This is a genomic window from Nannocystis pusilla, assembly GCF_026626665.1.
In the GTDB taxonomy this organism is placed as follows: Bacteria; Myxococcota_A; Polyangia; order Nannocystales; family Nannocystaceae; genus Nannocystis; species Nannocystis pusilla.
In genome coordinates this window covers 8,176,158-8,197,491 of record NZ_JAPNKE010000002.1, presented here as the reverse complement: position 1 = coordinate 8,197,491, position 21,334 = coordinate 8,176,158, and the positions used below count along the sequence as shown (strand labels likewise).

General features: G+C 71.3%; 19 protein-coding genes and 1 pseudogene. 6 read left to right on the top strand and 14 right to left on the bottom strand.

Annotated elements, in window-relative coordinates; translation table 11 throughout:
* Window positions 1-9 precede the first annotated feature (9 nt).
* The 5 genes and pseudogenes from fdhF to OV079_RS36065 form a co-directional block, all read right to left on the bottom strand.
* Complete coding sequence (gene fdhF / locus OV079_RS36085; protein WP_267774030.1) at window positions 10-2,859, bottom strand: formate dehydrogenase subunit alpha; 2,850 nt, start codon at window positions 2,857-2,859, stop codon at window positions 10-12.
* Window positions 2,860-2,878: 19 nt separating this feature from the next.
* Complete coding sequence (locus tag OV079_RS36080) at window positions 2,879-4,414, bottom strand: formate dehydrogenase beta subunit (RefSeq protein WP_267774029.1); 1,536 nt, start codon at window positions 4,412-4,414, stop codon at window positions 2,879-2,881.
* Window positions 4,411-4,884, bottom strand: a complete 474-nt coding sequence (locus OV079_RS36075; protein WP_267774027.1) for a formate dehydrogenase subunit gamma — start codon at window positions 4,882-4,884, stop codon at window positions 4,411-4,413. Before OV079_RS36075 ends, OV079_RS36080 begins: the two co-directional genes overlap by 4 nt.
* A 58-nt stretch (window positions 4,885-4,942) precedes the next feature.
* Window positions 4,943-5,764: a formate dehydrogenase accessory sulfurtransferase FdhD gene (gene fdhD, locus OV079_RS36070; RefSeq protein ID WP_267774025.1), complete on the bottom strand. Its 822-nt coding sequence runs from the start codon at window positions 5,762-5,764 to the stop codon at window positions 4,943-4,945.
* A pseudogene (locus tag OV079_RS36065) lies at window positions 5,761-6,173 on the bottom strand (nitrate reductase associated protein). The gene fdhD and the pseudogene OV079_RS36065 overlap by 4 nt, the downstream one beginning before the upstream one ends.
* Before the next feature lie 244 nt (window positions 6,174-6,417).
* Between OV079_RS36065 and OV079_RS36060 the strand changes: the two are divergent.
* From OV079_RS36060 to OV079_RS36050, 3 genes are all read left to right on the top strand, one after another.
* Window positions 6,418-7,089: a pentapeptide repeat-containing protein gene (locus OV079_RS36060; RefSeq protein WP_267774024.1), complete on the top strand. Its 672-nt coding sequence runs from the start codon at window positions 6,418-6,420 to the stop codon at window positions 7,087-7,089.
* Window positions 7,090-7,200: 111 nt separating this feature from the next.
* Window positions 7,201-8,121 carry a hypothetical protein gene (locus tag OV079_RS36055; protein ID WP_267774023.1) on the top strand — a complete coding sequence of 307 codons (921 nt, stop codon included), beginning with the start codon at window positions 7,201-7,203 and terminating at the stop codon, window positions 8,119-8,121.
* Between the two features lie 122 nt (window positions 8,122-8,243).
* The gene (locus OV079_RS36050; RefSeq protein ID WP_267774022.1) at window positions 8,244-9,293 is read left to right on the top strand and encodes a hypothetical protein; all 1,050 of its coding nucleotides are present in this window, start codon (window positions 8,244-8,246) and stop codon (window positions 9,291-9,293) included.
* A gap of 14 nt (window positions 9,294-9,307) precedes the next feature.
* On the opposite strand, the gene OV079_RS36045 is transcribed toward OV079_RS36050, so the two are convergent.
* The 4 genes from OV079_RS36045 to OV079_RS36030 form a co-directional block, all read right to left on the bottom strand.
* Window positions 9,308-10,063, bottom strand: a complete 756-nt coding sequence (locus OV079_RS36045; RefSeq protein WP_267774020.1) for a hypothetical protein — start codon at window positions 10,061-10,063, stop codon at window positions 9,308-9,310.
* A gap of 70 nt (window positions 10,064-10,133) precedes the next feature.
* The gene (locus OV079_RS36040) at window positions 10,134-11,684 is read right to left on the bottom strand and encodes an eCIS core domain-containing protein (RefSeq protein WP_267774019.1); all 1,551 of its coding nucleotides are present in this window, start codon (window positions 11,682-11,684) and stop codon (window positions 10,134-10,136) included.
* A 276-nt stretch (window positions 11,685-11,960) separates the two neighbouring features.
* A complete protein-coding gene (locus OV079_RS36035) occupies window positions 11,961-12,872 on the bottom strand; it encodes an alpha/beta hydrolase (protein WP_267774018.1) in 912 nt (303 codons plus the stop codon).
* Between the two features lie 59 nt (window positions 12,873-12,931).
* On the bottom strand, window positions 12,932-14,269 hold the full coding sequence (locus tag OV079_RS36030) for a cytochrome P450 (protein WP_267774016.1): 1,338 nt from the start codon (window positions 14,267-14,269) through the stop codon (window positions 12,932-12,934).
* Between the two features lie 93 nt (window positions 14,270-14,362).
* Here OV079_RS36030 and OV079_RS36025 point away from each other — a divergent pair, with 93 nt between their 5' ends.
* Window positions 14,363-15,208: a TetR/AcrR family transcriptional regulator C-terminal ligand-binding domain-containing protein gene (locus OV079_RS36025; RefSeq protein ID WP_267774015.1), complete on the top strand. Its 846-nt coding sequence runs from the start codon at window positions 14,363-14,365 to the stop codon at window positions 15,206-15,208.
* Window positions 15,209-15,245: 37 nt separating this feature from the next.
* A complete protein-coding gene (locus OV079_RS36020) occupies window positions 15,246-15,506 on the top strand; it encodes a hypothetical protein (RefSeq protein ID WP_267774014.1) in 261 nt (86 codons plus the stop codon).
* Between the two features lie 100 nt (window positions 15,507-15,606).
* On the opposite strand, the gene OV079_RS36015 is transcribed toward OV079_RS36020, so the two are convergent.
* Genes OV079_RS36015 through OV079_RS36005 form a run of 3 tightly spaced genes read right to left on the bottom strand, consistent with a single transcriptional unit; the run spans window position 15,607 to window position 17,452 of the window.
* Window positions 15,607-16,539, bottom strand: coding sequence for an aldo/keto reductase (locus tag OV079_RS36015; RefSeq protein ID WP_267774013.1), 933 nt, complete (start codon window positions 16,537-16,539; stop codon window positions 15,607-15,609).
* Window positions 16,536-16,973, bottom strand: a complete 438-nt coding sequence (locus tag OV079_RS36010; protein WP_267774012.1) for a helix-turn-helix domain-containing protein — start codon at window positions 16,971-16,973, stop codon at window positions 16,536-16,538. Before OV079_RS36010 ends, OV079_RS36015 begins: the two co-directional genes overlap by 4 nt.
* Window positions 16,970-17,452, bottom strand: a complete 483-nt coding sequence (locus OV079_RS36005) for an AraC family ligand binding domain-containing protein (RefSeq protein WP_267774010.1) — start codon at window positions 17,450-17,452, stop codon at window positions 16,970-16,972. The genes OV079_RS36010 and OV079_RS36005 overlap by 4 nt, the downstream gene beginning before the upstream one ends.
* A gap of 70 nt (window positions 17,453-17,522) precedes the next feature.
* Here OV079_RS36005 and OV079_RS56510 point away from each other — a divergent pair, with 70 nt between their 5' ends.
* Window positions 17,523-18,326 carry an OmpA family protein gene (locus OV079_RS56510; protein WP_267774008.1) on the top strand — a complete coding sequence of 268 codons (804 nt, stop codon included), beginning with the start codon at window positions 17,523-17,525 and terminating at the stop codon, window positions 18,324-18,326.
* 54 nt (window positions 18,327-18,380) lie between these two features.
* Here OV079_RS56510 and OV079_RS35995 read toward each other — a convergent pair whose 3' ends face one another.
* Both OV079_RS35995 and OV079_RS35990 read right to left on the bottom strand, forming a co-directional pair.
* Entirely contained in the window at window positions 18,381-20,771 is a 2,391-nt protein-coding gene (locus tag OV079_RS35995) for an excinuclease ABC subunit UvrA (protein WP_267774006.1), read from the bottom strand.
* A 118-nt stretch (window positions 20,772-20,889) separates the two neighbouring features.
* Window positions 20,890-21,324, bottom strand: coding sequence for a VOC family protein (locus OV079_RS35990; protein ID WP_267774004.1), 435 nt, complete (start codon window positions 21,322-21,324; stop codon window positions 20,890-20,892).
* Between the last annotated feature and the right edge of the window lie 10 nt (window positions 21,325-21,334).

The window sequence follows — 21,334 nt, the reverse complement described above, 5'->3', positions numbered from 1 at the left end:
TCGCCTCCGTCAGCGGGGGTCGGACTGCGGGGGCAGCAGGGCGTCCTGCTGCTCGCTGAACTCGCCGAAGCGGCGCTGCCACTTCGACGCCGGCTCGGTGGTCGGGCTGACCTGCACCGCGGTGACCTTGTACTCGGGGCAGTTGGTGGCCCAGTCGGAGTTCTCGGTGGTGATGACGTTGGCGCCCGAGCCGGGGAAGTGGAAGGTCGTGTAGACCACGCCGGGCTGCATGCGCTCGCTGATGGTGGCGCGCAGGACGGTCTCGCCGGCGCGGCTGACGATCTTGCACCACTCGCCGTCCTTGATCCCGCGCTGCTCGGCGTCGTGCGGGTGGAGCTCGAGGCGGTCCTCGTCGTGCCAGGTGTTGTTGGCGGTGCGCCGGGTCTGCGCGCCGACGTTGTACTGGCTGAGGATCCGCCCGGTCGTCAAGATCAGCGGGAACTTGCGATTGACCCGCTCCTGGGTGGCGACGTACTCGGTGATGACGAACTTGCCCTTGCCGCGCACGAACTCGTCGATGTGCATGACGGGGGTGCCGCCCGGGGCCCTGTCGTTGCACGGCCACTGGATGCTGCCGAGCTCGTCGAGCCGGGCGTAGCTGACGCCGGTGAAGGTCGGCGTGAGCCGGGCGATCTCGTCCATGATCTGCGACGGGTGGGTGTACTGCATCGGGTAGCCGAGCGCCTCGGCCAGCGCGAGCGTGGTCTCCCAGTCGGCCTTGCCGGCGAGCGGCGGGGTCACCTTGCGGACGCGGGAGATCCGTCGCTCCGCGTTGGTGAAGGTGCCGTCCTTCTCGAGGAACGACGAGCCCGGCAAGAACACGTGGGCGAACTTGGCGGTCTCGTTGATGAAGAGGTCCTGCACGACGAGGCACTCGAGCGACTCGAGGGCGGCGAAGACGTGCTGGGTGTTGGGGTCGGACTGGGCGATGTCCTCGCCCTGGACGTAGAGGCCCTTGAACGAGCCGCCGATGGCGGCGTCGAACATGTTGGGGATCCGCAGGCCCGGCTCGCTGTCGATGTCGACGCCCCAGGCGGCGCCGAACAGGGCCCGCACCGCGGGGTCGCTGACGTGGCGGTAGCCGGGCAGCTCGTGCGGGAAGCTGCCCATGTCGCAGCTGCCCTGCACGTTGTTCTGGCCGCGCAGCGGGTTCACGCCGACGCCGGGCCGGCCGATGTTGCCGGTGACCATGGCGAGGTTGGCGATGCCCATGACCATGGTCGAGCCCTGGCTGTGCTCGGTGACGCCGAGGCCGTAGTAGATGGCCGCGTTGCCGCCGGTGGCGTAGAGACGGGCGGCGGCGCGGAGCTCGGCCGCGGGCACGCCGGTGATCTCCTCGGTGACCTCGGGCGCGTGCCGCGGGTCGCTGATGAAGGCCTTCCACTTGTCGAAGGCGGGCTGCTCGCAGCGGGTGCGCACGAACGACTCGGCGTACAGGCCCTCGGTGACGACGACGTGCGCGAGGGCGTTGATGACGGCGACGTTGGTGCCGGGCCGCAGCTGCAGGTGATGCGCCGCCTCGACGTGGGCCGAGCGCACGAGGTCGATGCCGCGCGGGTCGATGACGATGAGCCTGGCGCCGGCGCGCAGGCGTCGCTTCATCTGCGAGGCGAACACGGGGTGGGCGTCGGTCGGGTTGGCGCCGATGACGACGATGACGTCGGCGTGTTCGACGGAGTCGAAGTTCTGGGTGCCGGCCGACTCGCCGAGGGTGGTCTTGAGGCCGTAACCGGTGGGCGAGTGGCAGACGCGGGCGCAGGTGTCGACGTTGTTGTTGCCGAAGGCGGCGCGCACGAGCTTCTGCACGAGGTAGGTCTCCTCGTTGGTGCAGCGCGAGGAGGTGATGCCGCCGACGGCGCCGCGGCCGTGCTCGGCTTGAATGCGCTTGAACTCGGAGGCGGCGTAGGCGATCGCCTCGTCCCACGAGACCTCGCGCCACGGGTCGTGGATCGATCTGCGGATCATGGGCTTGGTGATCCGGTCCTTGTGGGTGGCGTAGCCCCAGGCGAACCGACCCTTGACGCACGAGTGGCCGTGGTTGGCGTGGCCGTCCTTGTTGGGGACCATGCGCACGACCTCGCTGCCCTTGACCTCGGCGCGGAAGGAGCAACCGACGCCACAGTAGGCGCAGGTGGTGACGACGCTGTGGTCGGGCTGGCCGCGCTCGACGATCGACTTCTCGACGAGGGTGGCGGTCGGGCAGGCCTGGACGCAGGCGCCGCAGGAGACGCACTCGCTGCTCTTGAAGTCGGTGTTGCCGCTGGCGATCTTCGACTCGAAGCCGCGACCCTGCAGCGTCAGCGCGAAGGTGCCCTGGACCTCCTCGCAGGCGCGGACGCAGCGCGAGCAGGCGATGCACTTGGCGGGGTCGAAGTCGAAGTAAGGGTTCGAGGTGTCCTTCTCGGCCTGCTTGAAGTGGTTGGCGCCGTCGAAGCCGTACCGGACCTCGCGCAGGCCGACGACGCCGGCCTGCTCCTGCAGCTCGCAGTTGCCGTTGGTCGGGCAGGTGAGGCAGTCGAGCGGGTGGTCGGAGATGTACATCTCCATGACGCCGCGCCGCAGCTTGGCCAGCGGGTCGGACTGGGTCTTCACCTTCATGCCGGGCTCGACGATCGTGGTGCACGAGGCCGGGTAGCCGCGGCGACCTTCGATCTGCACGAGGCACAGGCGGCACGAGCCGAACGCCTCGAGCGACTCGGTGGCGCACAGCTTGGGCACGCGCACGCCGGCGTCGGCGGCGGCCCGCATCACCGAGGTGCCGGCCGGGACGGTGACCGCGCGACCGTCGATCTCGAGGGTGACCTGCTCGCTGCTCTTCCGCTCGGGGGTGCCGGCGTCGGGCTCTTTGACGGAGTACATGGCGTCTCTCCTGCGCGCGTCAGCGCTGGAAGTCCTCGGGGAAGTGCTCGAGCGCGCTGAGCACCGGGGCGGGGGTGAGGCCGCCCATGGCGCACAGCGAGCCGTGGGTCATGGTGTCGCAGAGGTCGCGCAGGAGGGCGAGGTTGGGGCCGCGCCGTTCATTCTTGCGGATGCGGTCGATGACCTCGACGCCGCGGGTCGAGCCGATCCGGCACGGGGTACACTTGCCGCACGACTCGATGGCGCAGAACTCCATGGCGTAGCGGGCCATGAGGGCCATGTCGACGGTGTCGTCGAAGACGACGAGGCCGCCGTGGCCGATCATGCCGCCGGCCGCGGCGAAGGCCTCGTAGTCGAGCGGGACGTCGAACTTTGACTCGGGCAAGTAGGGGCCGAGCGGGCCGCCGACCTGGACCGCGCGCACGGGACGACCGCTGGCCGTGCCGCCGCCGAAGTCGTAGACGAGCTGGCGCAGGGTCAGGCCGAAGGCCTTCTCGACCAGGCCGCCGCGCTTGATGTTGCCGGCCAGCTGGAACGGCAAGGTGCCGCGCGAGCGACCCATGCCGTAGTCGGCGTAGTACTGCCCGCCGCGGTCGAGGATGATCGGGACGCTGGCGAGGGTGATGACGTTGTTGATGACCGTCGGCTTGCCGAACAGGCCGGAGATCGCCGGCAGCGGCGGCTTGGGCCGGACCATGCCGCGCTTGCCCTCGAGGCTCTCGAGCATGGCGGTCTCCTCGCCGCAGATGTACGCGCCGGCGCCGCGGCGCAGCTCGATGTCGAAGGCGCGGCCGCTGCCGAGGACGTCGCGCCCGAGCCAGCCGGCCGCCCGCGCGGCCTCGATCGCGGCGAGCAAGGTGCGCTCGGCGTCGGGGTACTCGGAGCGGAGGTAGATGTAGCCCTGGTCGGCGCCGACGGCGAGGCCGGCGATCGTCATGCCCTCGAGCAGGACGTAGGGGTCGCCCTCCATCAACATGCGGTCGCTGAAGGTGCCGCTGTCGCCCTCGTCGGCGTTGCAGCAGACGTACTTCTGCGGGCCGGGGGCGCCGGCGACGGTGCGCCACTTGATGCCGGCCGGGAAGGCGGCGCCGCCGCGACCTCGCAGGCCGCTGCGCACGACCTCCTCGACGATGTCACTACCTGTCTTTGCGGACAGGGCGGCGCGCAGGCCCCTCAGGCCGCCGTGCTCCCGGTAGTCGGCGAGGCTCAGCGGGTCGGTGATACCGACGCGGGCGAAGGTGAGGCGCTCCTGGCTCTCCAGCCAGGTGATGTCGTCGGTGCGGCCGTGCGCGAGCGGGTGGGCGCCGCCGCGCAGGAAGTCGGCGGCGAACAGCGCGGCGACGTCGGCGACGTCGACCGGGCCGTAGGCGACGCGGCCGGCGGGGGTGGCGACCTCGACGAGGGGCTCGAGCCAGCACAGACCGCGCGTGCCGTTGCGGACGATCTGCACCGGCTCGCCGCGCGCCGCGGCCTCGCGGGCGATCGCGGCGGCGACGTCGTCGGCGCCGACGGACCGCGCGGTGGCGTCGATCGGGACGTAGACGATGTGAGTCACGCGCGCTCCTCCGCGGGGGCGACGAGCGCGTCGACGAGGCGGTCGAGGCGCTCGCCGGTGAGGCGGCCGCGCAGCTGACCGTCGAGCAGGAGCGACGGGGCGGCGGCGCAGTTGCCGAGGCAGTAGACCGGCTCGAGCGTGACGGCGCCGCCGGGCGAGGTCTCGCCGAACTTGCAGCCGAGGCGCCGCTCGAGCGCGCCCGCGAGGGCCTCGCTGCCCATGGCCTGGCAGGCCTCGGCGCGGCACAGCTTGAGGACGTGGCGCCCCGGCGGCTCGCTGCGGAAGTCGTGGTAGAAGCTGACGACGCCGTGGACCTCGGCGCGCGAGAGGTTGAGGGCGGCGGCGACGCGGCCGATGGCCTCGGGCGGGATGTGGCCGAGGCGGTCGGCGATGCCGTGCAGGACCTGCAACAAACCGCCAGGCAGGTGCCCGCTCTGGGCCAGCGCCTGGTCGATCGCGTCGGAGCTCATGGCAGCCAATCTACCGAGTTCCGCGCCCGGCCCCAAACGCGGAGTGATCACCGCCGCCTCAGCGTGTGATCCGGATGCCGCCGCTGTACACGGTGAAACGGCCTTCGCGCACGAAGCCGAGCAAGGTCATGTCGGCCTCGACCGCGAGCTCGACCGCCAGGCTCGACGGTGCGCCGACGGCGGCGAAGATCGGGATCTGGGCCATCAGGGCCTTTTGGACCAGCTCGAAGCTGGCGCGGGCGCTGACCATCAGGACGGCGTCGCTCGCGGGCAGCTGACCCGCGAGCAGGAGGGCGCCGACGAGCTTGTCGACGGCGTTGTGACGGCCGACATCCTCGCGCAGGAGACGAAGCTCACCACGGAGGTCGAACAGGCCGGCGGCGTGGATCCCTCCGGTCGCGGCGAAGGTCGCCTGCGCCCGCAGCAGCGCGCCCGGCAGGCCGGGGACCACCGTGGCGGCGAGCTGGGGGAGACCCGGGGTCAGCGGGCCGGGGGGCTGCGCGCGCAGGTTGTCGAGCGAGGCCCGGCCGCACACGCCACAGGCGGAGGTCATGACGAAGCTGCGCTTCGGGACAGCTTCGGGGAGGCGCACGCCGGCGGCGAGGTCGACGCGCACATGGTCTTCGGAGCAGGTGATGCCGGCGATCTGCTCGCGGTTGCGGACGATGCCCTCGGTGTAGAGGAAGCCGGCGGCGAGGTCGGCGTCGTCGCCGGGGGTGCGCATCGTCATCGACAGCCGGCGCGGCTCGGGGTCGTCCGCGGTGGCGACGCGGATCTCCAGCGGATCTTCGACGGCGAGCAGGTCGCGGCGAGCGCTGACCTCACCGCCGCGGTAGAGGACCGCGGCCACCGGGCGCGTGCGCGGGTCGGGCGAGGTCACGCAGAGAGGATGCCGAACTCGCGGCAGGCAGGCACGAAGTTCTCGTTCTTGTGGCTCGAGCGACTGAGCTTGTAGAGCGCGAAGCGCTGCAGCGGGGCGAGCGCCGCCCACTGCGCGGGGAGCAACGCGACGCCCTCGGCCGCGGCCTTGGTGACGACCTCGTCGGGCACGCGGGTGGTGTCGTCCCAGGCGGGCGCGGGGTCGACGGCGCAGCGCGCGGGGGCTCGCCCATGCGCTTCTCCACCATGTCGACGACGGCGGCGTTGAACCGGCGCACGCCGTCGGCGCTGGCGGGGTCGGGGCCGCCCAGGAGGGCGACGACGGCGCTGCGCTGCTCGGGGCCGAGCCTGACCCACTCCTTGAGCGAGAGCTTGATCCCGCACAGGTCGAGCTGGTGCCGCACGGCCATCGGGATGCAGCGGAGGTCGGTCTGGAAGTCGCCCTCGAAGGCGAACAGGGCGGGGTGTCGCGGCACGAGCGGGAGGCTATCGCAGGCCCGCGGCCGGCGCCAGCGCGGCAAGGATGGGACGGGTCACGGATTTCGGGCGAGAGTCAAGCGGCGAAGGAAGAGACCTGTCCTTTGGGCAATGTGTCCTCGGGGACAGGTGCTCGGCTTGACCGCGGCGGGGCGTCGGTGAAAGCTCGGCGCGATCATGGCGCCGCCGGACGACGACGACGGGTCCGACCTCGAGAGCCTGCTGCGCGGCAGGTCGTTCGAGGACCGGACGTTCACCGGGCTCGAGATGCAGGAGGCCGACCTCGCGGGCAAGGAGTTCGCGGGCTGCACGTTCGTCGGCTGCAAGGCGCAGGAGAGCCGCTGGCGCGGCTGCAGGCTCGAGGACTGCGTGTTCGACCGCTGCGACCTGACGCAGGCGCGACCGGCCGGGATGGTGGCCGGCAAGCTGCAGTTCCGCGGCTGCAAGCTGATGGGCGTCGAGTGGACGAAGCTCGGCCGCTTCGTCAACCTGAGCTTCTCCGAGTGCACGCTGCAGTTCGCGTCGTTCTTGCGCCTGAGCCTGTGCCGCACGCAGTTCGTCGACTGCACGATCACCGAGGCCAACTTCTTCGAGGTCGATCTCGGCGAGGCGGACTTCCGCGGCAGCTCGCTGACCGGCAGCGTGTTCCGCGGCTGCAAGCTGCGCAAGACCGACTTCTCGGCGGCGACGGGGGTGTTCGTCGATCCGGCCGCGAACGAGGCCCGCGAGGCGATCGTGCCGGTGGAGTCGGCGGTGCTGCTGGCGATGCACCTGGGGCTGCGGGTGGCCGGCTACTCGGGGCCGGCCGCGAAGTCGGAGCCGCGCACGGGTCGAGGGCGACGCAAGTAAGGGCCTCGCGCGGGGCCGGGGCGCGAGCGCACCGCGGACGTCGTCCTCGCGCGCGCCCGCGAACGCGCAGGTGGGCTTGCCAGGACCGGTGTTCCAGCGTCTCATCGGGGGATGAACGAGCTTGCGCGAGGTCTTGGTCGGGCGGGGTGGATGGCGGTGCTGGTACTGATCGGCTGCAGCGGGGACGACCCGGGCGCGACGACCGACAGCGGGACGTCGACGGGCACGAGCACGAGCACGAGCACGGGCGAGACGACGGACGCGCCGACGACGGGGGAGCCGGGGACGACGACGACGACGACGACCGGGGAGCCGGTCACGACGACGACGAATCCGACGACGACGGGGGAGCCGGGGACGACGACCACCACGAGCACGACGACCACGGGGGTGGACAGCACGAGCACGACGACGGGGCGGCCGACCGCGTGCGGCGACGGGATCCTCGACCCCGGCGAGCTGTGTGACGGCGACCAGATCGGCGGCGAATCGTGCGAGTCGCAGGGCTTCGACGGCGGCGAGCTCGGGTGCCTCGATTCGTGCGAGTTCGACACGCAGAACTGCAGCGCGTGCGGCGACGGCAAGGTGGATGCGGGCGAGGGCTGCGACGACGGCAATGTCGATGCGGGCGACGGCTGCGACGCAGAGTGCCAGGTCGAGGCGTGCGACCCGGACGGGCTCTACACGGTCGAGGGGGCGCCGATCGCTTATACGTGTTGCAACGGGCTGGTGTCGGTCAACATCACCGCGTTCACGTTCTCGGGCGACGGGGCGACGATCGTGTCGAGCCCGTCGAACCCGATCGGCATGACGGGCGACGCGACGATGTGCCCCGACGGCGACTTCGCCAACGAGGGCTCGATCGCGGGCGGCTGCACGGAGACGTACGCGCTCGAGGGCGACTTCGTCGACAAGGACACGTGGTCGGGGACGTACCGGCTGACGTTCACGGGCAATCAGTGCTCGTGCTTCAACGGGATGCTGGGGGCGCCGTGCGTCAATCAGATGTTCCCGGTCACTGCCAAGCGGTGAATGGTTCGCGCATGGACAGGTCTGCGAGGAGTTGATAGACCTGCCCGTGCATGCGAGCGACGGCGCGGCGAGTGACAGGGTGGACGAGCGCGCGGCGGTGGGTCGCGCGGATCCTGAGCGGAGTGGTACTGGCGTCGTGCGGACCGCGGGCGCCGGTGTCGCCGACCCCGCCGGCGTCGCCCGAGCCGCAGGACGTCGCGGCCGCTCCAGTGGAGGCCGCCGTCGCGGCGCCGCTGGTGCCGGCCGATCCGGCGGAGCAGGTGGGGTTCGAGCCGGCGGCGCTGGCGTTCGGTCGCTGTCGTCAGGGCGAGGCGGAAGAGGGGCCCTTCGTGGTCGGGGGCGCGGCCGAGAGCTGGGGCGAGGGCGAGCCGCTGTGGGTGATGACGAACGCGGGCGGGCTGGTGCGCGCGGCGGCGGGCAAGTCGTTCGAGTACTGCGGGCCGGGGATCGTCGAATCGAGCGCGGCGAAGTCGGACGAGGACGAGGAGACGTGCGTGAAGGCGGTGACGCTGGTGACCGAGGCGCCGCTGCGCTGCGACGAATCGCTCGGCAACGGGGCGGCCAAGCCGTACACGGTCGACCCCGGGCCGCCGCTGGACTTCGTGTTCGCGTTCCATCGCCGCCACACGCCGCCGACGCCGGTGCGGATGAGCTTCGCGGTGCGGGTCCACGCGGTGTGCCAAGATCCGGAAAAGGACTTCGACGAGCCGGGTGCGATGATTTCGGTGGCGGACCCGAAGGCGCCGATCGACGCGCAATTCGAAAAGCAGATCGCGGGGCTCGGCAAGCAGCGCTGGCGGGCGGTGCGGGTCGACTTTGATAAAAATGACGCGAACGAGGCGCCGCTGCACGTGCTGCACGCGGCCGAGCACGGGCGCAAGGTCAAGGCGGCGCGCTGGTCGGTGCTGCGCGAGCAGGCCGACGGGCCCGCGACCGAGCTGGTGGCAAAGGCGGACCGCTCGTGGCCCGACTCGTTCCTGCTGCGCGATCACCAGTGCGGGCTGCCGTTCTCGCTGCCGCTGCCGGTGCTGGCGTTGACGCACGGGCAGAAGCTGCACTGGGTGACCGTCGAGGACGCCGAGGCGAAGATCGTGGCGCGGGTGTGGGAGGTCGGCGAGTCACTGCGGCGAGTGACGGTGCTGCCGGTGGCGTTGAGCTCGCCGAAGTGGTGAGCCCGGGGTGTCGGTCAATCCTCGCAGAGGCGCTCGTAGGCGAGGCCGTGGAACCGGCCCGCAGCCGGGGTGCCGTCGGCGCGATCGAGGTGGGCGGTGAGGGTGGCGCGCTCGCAGCTCATCGCGGCGGGCTCGAGGCGAAAGGTGTAGTCGCCGGGTGAGACCGGGAAGCGGAGGACCTCGAGGTTGCCGAGGCGCTGTCGCTCGGGCGGTCGTTGGTGGAGTTCGTACACCTGAAGCTCGTTGTCGCCGGTGCAGTCGCCCCAATCGACGCGCACGGTCAGGTGCCCCGGCGCCTCCACGGTGAGCCGGGCGTTCTCGGGCGCTAGATCGGGCGGACTGTGCCAGGCGTGGAGGAGGTGCGGGCGATCGAGGGTGACGAGCTGCCACCGTTCGGCCCAGCACGACATGCCGCGGAGGCGCGGCACGCGACCGCCGCGGCGGCAGTGGCCTTCGTGGCAGCGCGGCCAGCCGAGCGGGGTTCGCACGCAGTCCGACGCGGGCACGCCGCATTGCGCGGAGAGGCTTTGCTCGAGGGACGCGAGCGAACGCTCGGCGGTGGCGACATTCGCGTAATACGAAGACAGACACGCCTCCGGCACGATCTCGACGCAATCGCTGTCGTGCTCGCAGAACCCGAGGGCGTCACGAGCCGGCAAATAGGCGCTCACCGCCTGACTGCAGGCCTCGACGTCGCGCGCCTGCGAAGACAGCAGGAACGGCGGCTCGGGCCGAGCGCAGGCTGTCCCGCCCCCGGCGAGCAACAGCATTGCGATGGTGAGCGGTCCGCGGATTGGTGGCCTCAGCAACGGTTGTGTCCGTGAGACAATCGGTGCGGCCTCAACGCCCGAGGCCCCGGCGGCCCAGCTCGAGGAGACGGCTGCGGCGTAGGATCGAGGCCTGGAACCAGTTGATTTGATCGTAGGCCCCCGGCGCGCCCGACAGCTTTCGCTTCCCGCCCTGGCTCATCAAGTTCTCGGGGGCCTGAGGCGCATGCGGTAGACCCACGATATGGCCGATCTCGTGGGCCAGGGTGTCCGGCGCGTATCTCCTCGCGTTTAACAGAATGAACGGGGCGCCGAAGAGATTGTCCAGCTCGCGCAGGGCCTTGCCGCGGGTGTCCCCGGTGTCGATATTCGGCACCCAGAATGCAGTGATGCGATCGGGCTCGGCGATGTGCCTGAGCACGGAGCGCTCGTCCTCGCTGTGCCGAGTGTTGCCGCCGGTTTGGAGCCAGCGTTCGTGGTTCTTCCCGACCGGGATCCCGGTGAACAACCGGGCGACTGGGATCACCGTGTGGCGGCCGCGCTCGACTTCGATCCCTAGTGGCGCGAAGAGATTGTTGGCGCGCTGAAACTGGGCGTCGATGCTGTCGGCGGCGGGTGTCGCCAGGACGGTGTTGATCACGAGCTCTCGGCTGCGCAGCCCCTGGATCCTCTTCCGCAAACCTCGGCGCCCGCGCGCGGCGCGGAGCAGCGCGGCGGCTTCGCCCGCCTGCAGGGTGTCGACGACGAGGGCGAAGCGCTCGTCGCTGAGCCCCTCGAGCAACGCGAGGGCCTCGTGCGCTCGCTCCTCGCGCAGGAGGCGACGGATCGGGTCGACGATGTCGCTGGTCTGGGCCTCGCGGGAGGCGTTCTCCTGGGAGCCGGCCTGGCCGCCGGGGAACATGGGCCGGGTGAAGCGTCGATCACTCTCGATCTGCGCGCGGACGGGATCGTCCGGCCCGGCGAAACGGATCAGCGCGTTGACGTCGACGTTGTCGAGCGCCAGGATCACGTGCCTTCGATCGGCGGCAGACAGGCCTCGTGTGGCTTGCAGCGCCTGGGACAGCAGACCCGTGTGAATGAGCGTCCGGATCCGCGCGAGCGCGAGCTCGGCGGCGGAGGGCGCGTTGGATTGGGGAGCACGACGAATCACAGGACTGGTCCCGAAGCCGCGCTGCTGGGCGACATGCGTGAGCTCGTGTGCGAGGAGCTGGACGCCGTCGCGGGCGTGCGGCCGAAACTGGTCGCGAGCGAAGAAGATGTCGCGCCCCAGGGTGAAGGCGCGGGCGTGCAACTGCCTGGCGGCCTGGGCCGAATCGGCGTTGTCGTGGATCCGCACCGCCGAGAAGTCGAGCTGAAAGGATGCCTCCATGCGGCGACGCAGCTCAGGCGCGAGCGGCACCGCAGCGCTCGTGCGCGCTCGGTCGAGCGACGCCGCACCGCTGGCAGATGGGACGGTCGAGGTTCCGCCCGGGACGGCCGCTCGCTGGACTCGCGCCAGCTCCTCCTCCTGGCTGCACGCCTCGCACGCGCGCCGCACTACGGGGGTCGGCGCGGTGCCCTGCGGCCGGGCCGCGGAATGACCGGCGGCGACGCGCGCGGCGGTTCTCTCGGCCTCAAACTCCAATGGGTCGTTGGTCGCACCGATGCGAATGTTGGTGCGGGAAGGCGCTCCGCTCCGCTGGGGTGCGCGAGCTCGCGGCGACACCGGACTGACGGGTGATCGGCGGATCAACGGAGTGTACGATGACATGGTGAACCCAGTATATGCCCGCCTGCGGTCCGAAACAGGGCGGGCTCTCGCCGTCGCTGGAGCAGGCCCAGCGGTGCGGATCTCTTTTATCGCCGCGCGGGGCCGCGAGCGGCGCGAACGCGACCAGCGACATCGCGGACGCGCTCGAGGTCAAGCGAGGGCGCGGCGGAGGGCGGCGAGCTGGCTGGCCCTGAAGGCCTTGGCGACGCTCTTGCTGCGAAACGCGTCGAAGCCGTGGAAGACGCCCGGGACGACCTCGAGCTCGACGGGGACGCCGGCGGCGACGAGGCGGCGCGCGTACTCGAGGTCCTCGTCGTGGAAGAGGTCGAAGGTGCCGACGCCGATCCACGTGGGGGGCAGACCGGCGAGAGACTCGGCGCGCGCGGGGGCGGCGTAGATCGGGACGTCGGCGCTGCCCGGCTCGCGTGCGAGGTACGAGGTCCAGCCGAAGCGGTTGCTCGGGGCGGTCCAGATCCGGTGATTCGTACCGTCGATGGTCTTGCCGACGGTGCGATCGTCGAGCATCGGATACACGAGCAGCTGGAAGGCCACCGGGACCTCGCCGCGGTCGCGGGCGAGGAGGGTGAGCCCGGCCGCGAGGCCGCCTCCGGCGCTGGCGCCGGCGACGATGATGCGATCGGGGCGCACGCGCAGGGCGCCGGCGCTGGCGTGGATCCACGTGAGCGCCGCATAAAGGTCGTCCATCGCCGCGGGGAAGGGGTGCTCGGGGGCGAGGCGGTAGGTCGGCGCGACGACGGTGATGCCGAGCTCGCGCGCGTACAGGCTCGCGAGCTCGTCGTCCTGCGCGGGGGAGCCGACGATGAAGCCGCCGCCGTGGATCCACAGCATCACCGGCGTGGGCCCGGTGACGCCGGTGGGCGTGAAGACGCGAGCGGTGCCGGCCCCCGGGATCGATCGCAGCGAGGCGCTCACGCCCGGCGTGCTGCGCGGGACGCCGTCGCTGGGGGCGATCCGGCGCATGAACTTGACGAGGCGCGGGCCGAAGGCGAAGCGTGGGATGAGGCGCGCGATGAAGGCGAGGTCGGGATGGAACTTGCTCATGGCGGGTCCTCCGAGGATAGCCGCTCGCGCGCCGCGACTGACGAGGATGCGCGGCGACGTCAGCGCGCGACGATGGTCATCGGCAGGCCGTTGGCGAGGCCGAGAGTGCCCTGCATGACCCACTGCGGCTCGTAGCCGGGGCGCAGCTTCGGCGTGAAGCGCTGCGCGAGCATGACCAGGAGCACGTGGCTCTCGAGCAGCGAGAAGTTGTTGCCGATGCAGATCCGCGGGCCGGCGGCGAACGGGTGATAGGCGTGGCCGTGACGGGCCGCCTCGCGCTCGCGGGTCCAGCGGTCGGGATCGAACCTCTCGGGGTCGTCCCAGAACTGCGGGTGCCGGTGCGTGTAGTACGGCGACAGCATCACCGCGGTGCCGGCGGGGACGTCGAAGCCGGCGAGCTTGTCGGCGGCCACGGCGTCGCGCACGTAGAACGGCGCGGCCGGGTAGAGCCGCAGCACCTCCTTGACGATCTGCAGGGCGTACGGGAGCTGGCGCAGGTCGTCGGCGGTAGGCGGGCGCCCGCCGAGCACGCGGCCCAGCTCCTCGTGCAGGCGCTCGGTCACCGCGGGGTTGCTTGCCAGGGCGTACCAGGCGAAGGTCATGGTGCGCGCGGTGGTCTCGTGGCCGGCGAAGAAGGTCGTGATCGACTCGTCGCGCAGCAGGGCCTCGGACATCGGCTGGCCGGTCTCCTCGTCGCGCGTCTTCATCAGGCGCGACAGCAGGTCGTCGGGCCAGGTCGACTCGTCGCTGGCGCGCCGCTGGGCGATGACCGCGGCGATCGATCGATGCACGGTCTCGCGCGCGGCGAGGTACCTGCGGTTCTTGGTCGTCGGCACCCACAGCGGCAGGTAGAAGCCCGTCATCGCCGTGTCTGCGAACGCGATCATCGTCCCGACCGCGTCCTTCATCTGATGGATCGACTCCATCGTCTCGGTGCTGAACATCGCCTTGAGGATGATCGAGGCGGTGATGTGGGTCATCTCCTCGGCGATCTCCACCTCGACGCTCCGCGCCGCCAGCTCGTCCCAGCGCTCGACGAGGCGCGCGCTGTCGCGGATGAACAGGCTGGCGTAGGTCTGCACGCCCTTCGGCGTGAAGAACGGGGCCATCAGCTTGCGCTGGCGTCGCCACAGCTCGCCGCTGCTGGTGACGAGGCCGTCGCCGATCAGGTACTTGCGCACCGAGTCGTAGCTGGCGCGCTTGTCGTAATTCTGCCGGTGCGAGACGCTGACGTGCTCGACCGCGTCGGGGTGCATGGCGAAGAGCAACCTGCGCCGACCGATCCGCACCTGAAAGACGTCGCCGTGCTCGCGCCACTGCTTGCCGACGAACTCGAGGAGGCCGCGCGTACGCACGCCGTGGATGAACCGCAAAAATCCAGGTCCGGGCGTCTGCATGGTGCCGGCGCAGCCTGGCACAGGGCTCCGCGGATCGCAACAAGATGTTGCGAAATGACCGGCGGCCGCGGTACGCTGCGCAAGCGAGCCGGGATGAGCACGAAGGGCCAGGGGCGGCGAGGGTCGGAGGCGCGGGGCGAGGCGGTGGTCCGCAAGGTGCTCGCGGCCGCGCTGAGCGAGGCAGGGCGCGCGGGCTACCACGGGCTGCGGATCGAAGAGGTCGCGGCGCGGGCAGGAGTCAACAAGACGACGGTGTACCGCCGCTGGCCGACCAAGCAGGCGCTGCTGCGCGAGGCGCTGCTGTCGATCACGAGCGAGGTGTTCACTTCCCCCCGCACGGGCTCGCTGCGCGCCGATCTGCTGGCGTACGTGCGCCGCAACGCCGCGCTCGCGGCCCGCCCGGAGTACCGCGGGCTGTTCCGGATCTTCGTCGCCGAGGGCGAGGACGCGAAGCTGCTGGCGATCGTGCGAGCGCTGCGCGAGGCGTTCGAGCCGGTGCCCCGCGCGGTGCTGACGGCCGCCCGGGCGCGCGGGGAGATCGGCGCAGGCGCCGACCCGGCGCTGCTGTTCGAGGTGCTCGGCGCGGCGCTCAACTGGTGGCTCTTCTTCGAACAGACGCCGGTCGACGAGGCGTTCCTGCGCCGGCTGGTCGACCTGATGGTGTCTCACATGTCTCAGCGCGCGGCCGAGTCGGCGGAGGTCACGGTGGAGATGCTGCTGGCGGCGCTCGACTGCGGCCGCGCGACGCTCTACCGCTACATCGACCGCGGGCTGCTGCCGCCGCCGGTCGAGAGCCGCCGCGGACGACCGGCCCGCTGGAGCCGGGAGGCGCTCGCGCGGGCGAGGAAGATCCGCAAGCTGCTCGCGCAGGGGTTCACGCTGGCGGCAATCGAGCAGCGGCTCGCGGAAGGCCAGCGCGTCGGCTCGACGTCTCGGTGAGACAACCGAGACATGTGGTCATTGCCACGGCGGGACGATGACCTCGCTCGTTATGTCCGACGCGGCCGTCGCGTACGCCAACCTCGTCGAGGTCGCGGCGGCGGAGGAATCGTGCGGCCTGAGCGTGCGGGTGGTCCCCGGCGCGCCGGAGGAGAGCGGGCTGTGGCGCCGCGTCCGACCGGCGGCGCTCGACGGCGGTGACATGTGCGCGGCGAAGATGCCGCTGGGCTCGATGGGCCTCGAGGCCGCCGAGGCGCAGCTCGTGTACGACTGGATCGCCGCGGGCGCGCCCGAATGAGGCGATCGCTGCAGCTCGTGGCCGGTGCCGCGACGAACTTCGACTGCAGGGCCCGATCGCCGGGCCGCCGCCCGCGGCCTCGAAGAATCGCCGGCGCGGCTCAACCGGCCGCTCTTGCTTCGGCAGCGATCGCGTCCACCTCGTCCCGCGTCAGGGCGATCGTCCGCGCGACCCAGTTCTCCTCGAGGTGGGCGAGGGAGCCGGTGCCGGGGATCGGGAGCATCACCGGCGAGCGCGCGAGCAGCCAGGCGAGCGCGAGCTGGGCCGGCGTCGCGCCGTGTCGCTTCGCGATCTCGTCGCGGACAGGTTGCGCCGCGCCGAGGTTGCCGCTCGCCAGCGGGAAGAAGGGCAGGAAGGCGATGCCGCGCGCCTCGCAGGTGGCGAGCACCGCCTCCGGCGAGTCGACTTCGGCGTGCGCCATCCGGGCCAGCGGTCCGCGTCCGCCGGCGGTGCTGTAGAGGTTCTGCACCGCGACGATCGGCGTGCGCGCGAGCGCGTCGAGGAGCTCCGCGGTGCCGACGTTGCTGAGCGCGAGGTGGCGGATCTTGCCCTCCCTCTGCAGCTCGATCATCGCGTCGAGTGACTCGCGGAAGGGCACGCCGGAGCCGGGCATGTAGCGGAGGTGCGTGACGTCGCAGCGCTCCAGTTGCAGGGTGCGCAGGTCCTCCTCGCAGCCCTGCCGGAGCTCCTCGGGCCGCGCGAACGCGGCCCACGACTTGTCCGGCAGGCGCTTGCCGCCGAGCTTGGTGGCGATGACGAGATCTTTCGGGTACGGATGCAGGGCCTCGGCGATGAGCCGGTTGGCGACGTGCGGGCCGTAGAACCAGGCGGTGTCGATGAAGTCGATGCCCAGCTCGATCGCCCGCCGCAGCACGGCGCGCGCACGGGCGGGATCGTCGGGCTCGCCCCAGACGTCCTTGCCGGGCAATTGCATGGCGCCGTAGCCGAGGCGCGTGACGGTGAGATCGCCGAGGCGAATGGTGGCCGGCGAGGCGGCGAAGTCGTGGTGCTTCTGCGAGAGGTCGACGCTCATGACGGGCAAGCTAGCCGCGAGACGCGGGCGTAACTTGGACGATGTTGGCGGTGCATGGTGCGCGCGAAGCTGCCGGGGGTGACGCCGAAGATCCGGCGAAAATGGCGGTGGAGCTGGCTCTCGTCGAAGAGGCCGACGGTGTGGGCGACCTGGGCGCCGGTCATGCCCGCGGCGAGCAGGTCGGCGGCTCGCGCCACGCGAAGACGGGTCAGGTACTCGTAGGGCGGCATGCCGACCTCGGCGCGGAAGGCCCGGATGAGGTGGAACTTGTCGGCGCCGGCGTGGGCGGCGAGCGCGTCGAGGGTGACGGGATCGGAGAGGTGGGCGCGCAAGTAATCGCGGGCCCGGCGGACCGCCCGCGGAGCCTTGTGGCGCACGGGCACCTCGCCGCGCTCGGTGCAGGTGGCGAGCACCTCGGTGAGCGTCTCGGTCACCAGCGCCTGCGCTCGGGCGTGACCGGGCCGCGTTCGGCGAGCGCCTCGTGCATGGCGGTGGCGAGCGCGGTGGCCCGCGGGGCGCGGCCTGGCTCGAGCGGCACGAAGTGCACCGGGCGCGGGACGCCGAGGGTGCGCGCGACCTCGTCCACCAGGTCCGCGGCGAACCCCGCGCCCTGCAGCGTGACGGGAGCGTGGATCCGCACGTCGCGGTAGACCTCGCCGGGCTCCTTGAGCTTGAGGCCGCCGGCGGCGAGGGTGTGCTCGTCGCCGCGATACCAGCCGTCGAAGGCGCCCTGCAAGATCACCATGACGCCGTATTGGTCGGAGTAGACGGACAGCGGGGTCGCGACGTCCTCGACGCGGTACATCCGGAGGCCGTCGAGGCCCTCGAGACGCCAGTGCTCGATGCGCGGGCCGGCCTCCTGCGAGCGCCCGCGCGCGGTCCGTCCGAGAGCCTGGGCTGAGCCATGTCCCATGGAGTCATGGTAGCCGACGGCGCGGGCGGGCGACTTGGGCGATGTTGGCGGGGACTTGTTATCCTGGGCTGTGCGTCGCCTCGCCCTCGCAGCCGCGCTGCTGGCCTGCAAGTCGTCGCCGCAGGCGCCTGCCTCGGGGACGACCGCGAGGCCCGCGTCGCCGCTCGTGCGGGCTCCCGACACCACGGACGACCGCGACGCCGACCGCGACGCCGACCGCGTGCCCGACGCGCGCGACGGATGCCCCGACGAGCCCGAAGATGTCGATGCATTCGAGGACGAAGACGGATGCGTCGATCGCGACAACGACCGCGACGGCGTGCCGGACGCGTACGAGTGGATCGACGGCCGGTGGACCAATTGCGATCGGCGGATCAAGAACGGCAACGAGACCGATTGCCGGAACCTGCCCGAAGATCTCGACGGCGAATGGGACCACGACGGCTGCCCCGACGTGATGTGCATCGATTCATGTCAGGTGAAGCTGGCCGAGCGCCTGCGACTCGATCGCCGCGGACGACCGCTGCCCGGCAGCGACGCGATCCTCGACGCAGTCGCCGAGACCCTGCGGGCCGCGCCGGACATCGAGCTCTACGTCGAGGCTCACGTCGACGCGCAGCGCGACGCGTCGGCGGCGGTGCGCGCGACCGGGCGGACGGCGGAGGCGGTCGTCGAGGCGCTGGTCGGGCGGGGGATCGATCGAGCACGGCTGACACCGCTCGGCTGGGGCCACGAGAAGCCGATCGATCGCAACACCACAGAGGACGGGCGAGCCAACAACCGACGCGTGGAGTTCGTGCAGCGCGACGGCTGCGGTTGCGAAGACCGACCGGCGGGACGGGCGGATGCGCGGCCCGCCTGGGACTGCCGGTGAGCCTGCACGTGGCGCCCAGCGGGCCGCCGGATGGATGATGCTCGCGGGCAGCGGTCAGGCGCCGACGTAGGCCGCGAGGTGCTTGCCGGTGAGCGTCGAGCGGGCGGCGACGAGGTCGGCGGGGGGGCCCTCGAAGACGACGCGGCCGCCCTCGTGGCCGGCGCCGGGGCCGAGGTCGATGATCCAGTCGGCGTGGGCCATCACGGCCTGGTGGTGCTCGATGACGATGACCGACTTGCCGGACTCGACGAGGCGGTCGAGCAGGGCGAGCAGCTGCTCGACGTCGGCGAGGTGGAGGCCGGTGGTCGGCTCGTCGAGGACGTAGATGCCGCCCTCGTCGGCCATGTGCGTGGCCAGCTTGAGGCGCTGGCGCTCGCCGCCGGACAGCGTCGTGAGCGGCTGGCCGAGGCTGAGGTAGCCGAGGCCGACGTCGGCGAGACGCTCGAGGATCGCGTGCGCGGCCGGGGTGCGCGCCTTGCCGGCGCCGAAGAACGCCTTGGCCTCGTTCACCGACATCGCCAGCACCTCGCTGATGTCGCGGCCGCCGAACTTGTACTCGAGCACCGAGGCCTGGAAGCGCTTGCCCTCGCACTCCTCGCAGGTGGTGGCGACGCCGGCCATCATCGCCAGGTCGGTGTAGATCACCCCGGCGCCGTTGCAGGCCGGGCAGGCGCCCTCGGAGTTGGCGCTGAACAGGGCCGGCTTGACGCCGTTGGCCTTGGCGAAGGCCTTGCGGATCGGCTCGAGAAGGTCGGTGTAGGTCGCGGGGTTGCTGCGCCGCGAGCCGCGGATCGCCCCCTGATCGACCGCCACCACGCCGGCGCCCGCGGGGAGCGAGCCGTGCACGAGCGAGCTCTTGCCGGAGCCGGCGACGCCGGTGACGACGACGAGGACGCCGAGCGGGATGTCGACGTCGACGTTCTTCAGGTTGTGGGCCTTGGCGCCGCGGATCTTCAGCTTGCCGGTCGGCCTCCGCACCTTCTTCTTGAGCGCGGCCCGATCGTCGAGGTGGCGGCCGGTGAGGGTGCCGCTCTTGCGCAGGCCCTCGATGGTGCCCTCGAAGCAGATGGTGCCGCCCGCCGAGCCGGCGCCGGGGCCGAGGTCGACGACGTGGTCGGCGATGGCGATCGCCTCCGGCTTGTGCTCGACGACGAGCACCGTGTTGCCCTTGTCGCGCAGCTGCAACAGCAAGTCGTTCATCCGCTGGATGTCGTGCGGGTGCAGGCCGATCGTCGGCTCGTCGAAGACGTAGGTGACGTCGGTGAGCGACGAGCCGAGGTGGCGGATCATCTTGGTGCGTTGCGCCTCGCCGCCCGACAGGGTGCCCGACGGGCGCGAGAGGCTGAGGTAGCCGAGGCCGATCGCCACGAACGAGTCGAGGGTGTGCTGCAGCTTGCCCAGCAGCGGCGCGACCGACGGCTCGCCGAGGCCGCGCACCCACTCGGCGAGGTCGCTGATCTGCATCGCGCAGGCGTCGGCGATGTTGATGCCCTTGATCTTCGACGACCGGGCGCCCTCGTTGAGACGCGTGCCGTTGCAGTCGGGGCAGACCGAGAAGGTGACCACCCGCTCGACGAAGGCGCGGATGTGCGGCTGCATCGCGTCGACGTCCTTCGCCAAGAACGACTTCTGGATCGTCGGGATCAGCCCCGCGTAGGTCAGGTTGATGCCGTCGACCTTGATCTTGGTCGGCTCCTTGTAGAGGAGGTCGTTCAGCTCTTTCTTGCTGAACTTGCGGATCGGCTTGTCGGGGTCGAAGAAGCCGCAGCCGCGGAAGATGCGGCCGTACCAGCCCTCCATGCTGTAGCCGGGGATCGTGACCGCGCCGTCGTTGAGCGACTTGCTGTCGTCGTACAGCGCGGACAGATCGAAGTCGTTGACGGTGCCGCGGCCCTCGCAGCGCGGGCACATGCCGCCGGTGATGCTGAAGCTGCGCTTCTCCTTGGTGGTGGTCTCGCCGCGCTCGATGGTGACCGCGCCGGCGCCCGAGATCGAGGCGACGTTGAACGAGAAGGCCTGCGCCGAGCCGATGTGCGGCTTGCCCAGCCGGCTGAAGAGGATCCGCAGCATCGCGTTGGCGTCGGTGGCGGTGCCGACGGTGGAGCGCGGGTCGGCGCCCATGCGCTCCTGGTCGACGATGATCGCGGTCGTCAAGCCGTCGAGCACGTCGACCTCGGGCCGCGCCATCGACGGCATGAAGCCCTGCACGAAGGCGCTGTAGGTCTCGTTGATCAGCCGCTGCGACTCGGCGGCGATCGTGCCGAACACGAGCGAGCTCTTGCCCGAGCCGGACACGCCGGTGAACACCGTGAGGCGGCGCTTCGGGAGCTCGAGGCTCACGTCCTTGAGGTTGTTGACGCGCGCGCCCTGCACGCGGATCCGGTCGTGGTTGTCCGCGGCGTGCGGCGCAGGCGACTGCGTGTCCGTCCTGGTGGCCTTGCTCATCGTCATCTCCATCGGTTGGGCGGGGCCGACGTGGCTCCGCCCCTGGCTCGATCTGTCGGCTCTCGAGCGGTCCGTCCTCGGCGACGGTCCGCGGTCTACGGAGCGGCGTCCGGCGCGGTCACGACGGCGTGCGCCGGACGGCGCGAGCCTGCTCCTGGATGCGGATCATGTTGCCGGCGGGATCGCGGACGGCGCAGTCGCGCACGCCGTAGGGCTGATCGGTGGGCTCTTGCACGATCTCGGCGGTGCTGGCCTGCAGCCGCGCGAACACGCCGTCGAGGTCGGGGGTGGCCAGCAAAAGGCTGGCGTAGGTGCCCTTGGCCATCATCTCGGCGATGGTGCGGCGCTCGTCGTCGGTGACGCCGGGGTCGGCGGCCGGCGGGTGCAGGACGATCGAGGTGGCGGACTGACCGGGAGGGCCGACGGTGATCCAGCGCAGCCCGTTGTAGCCGACGTCCTTGCGGACCTCGAAGCCGAGGAGGTCGCGGTAGAAGGCCAGGGAGGCGGCCGGATCGGTGTGCGGGAGGAAGCTGGCGTGAATGGTGATGTCCATGGCCGTGATG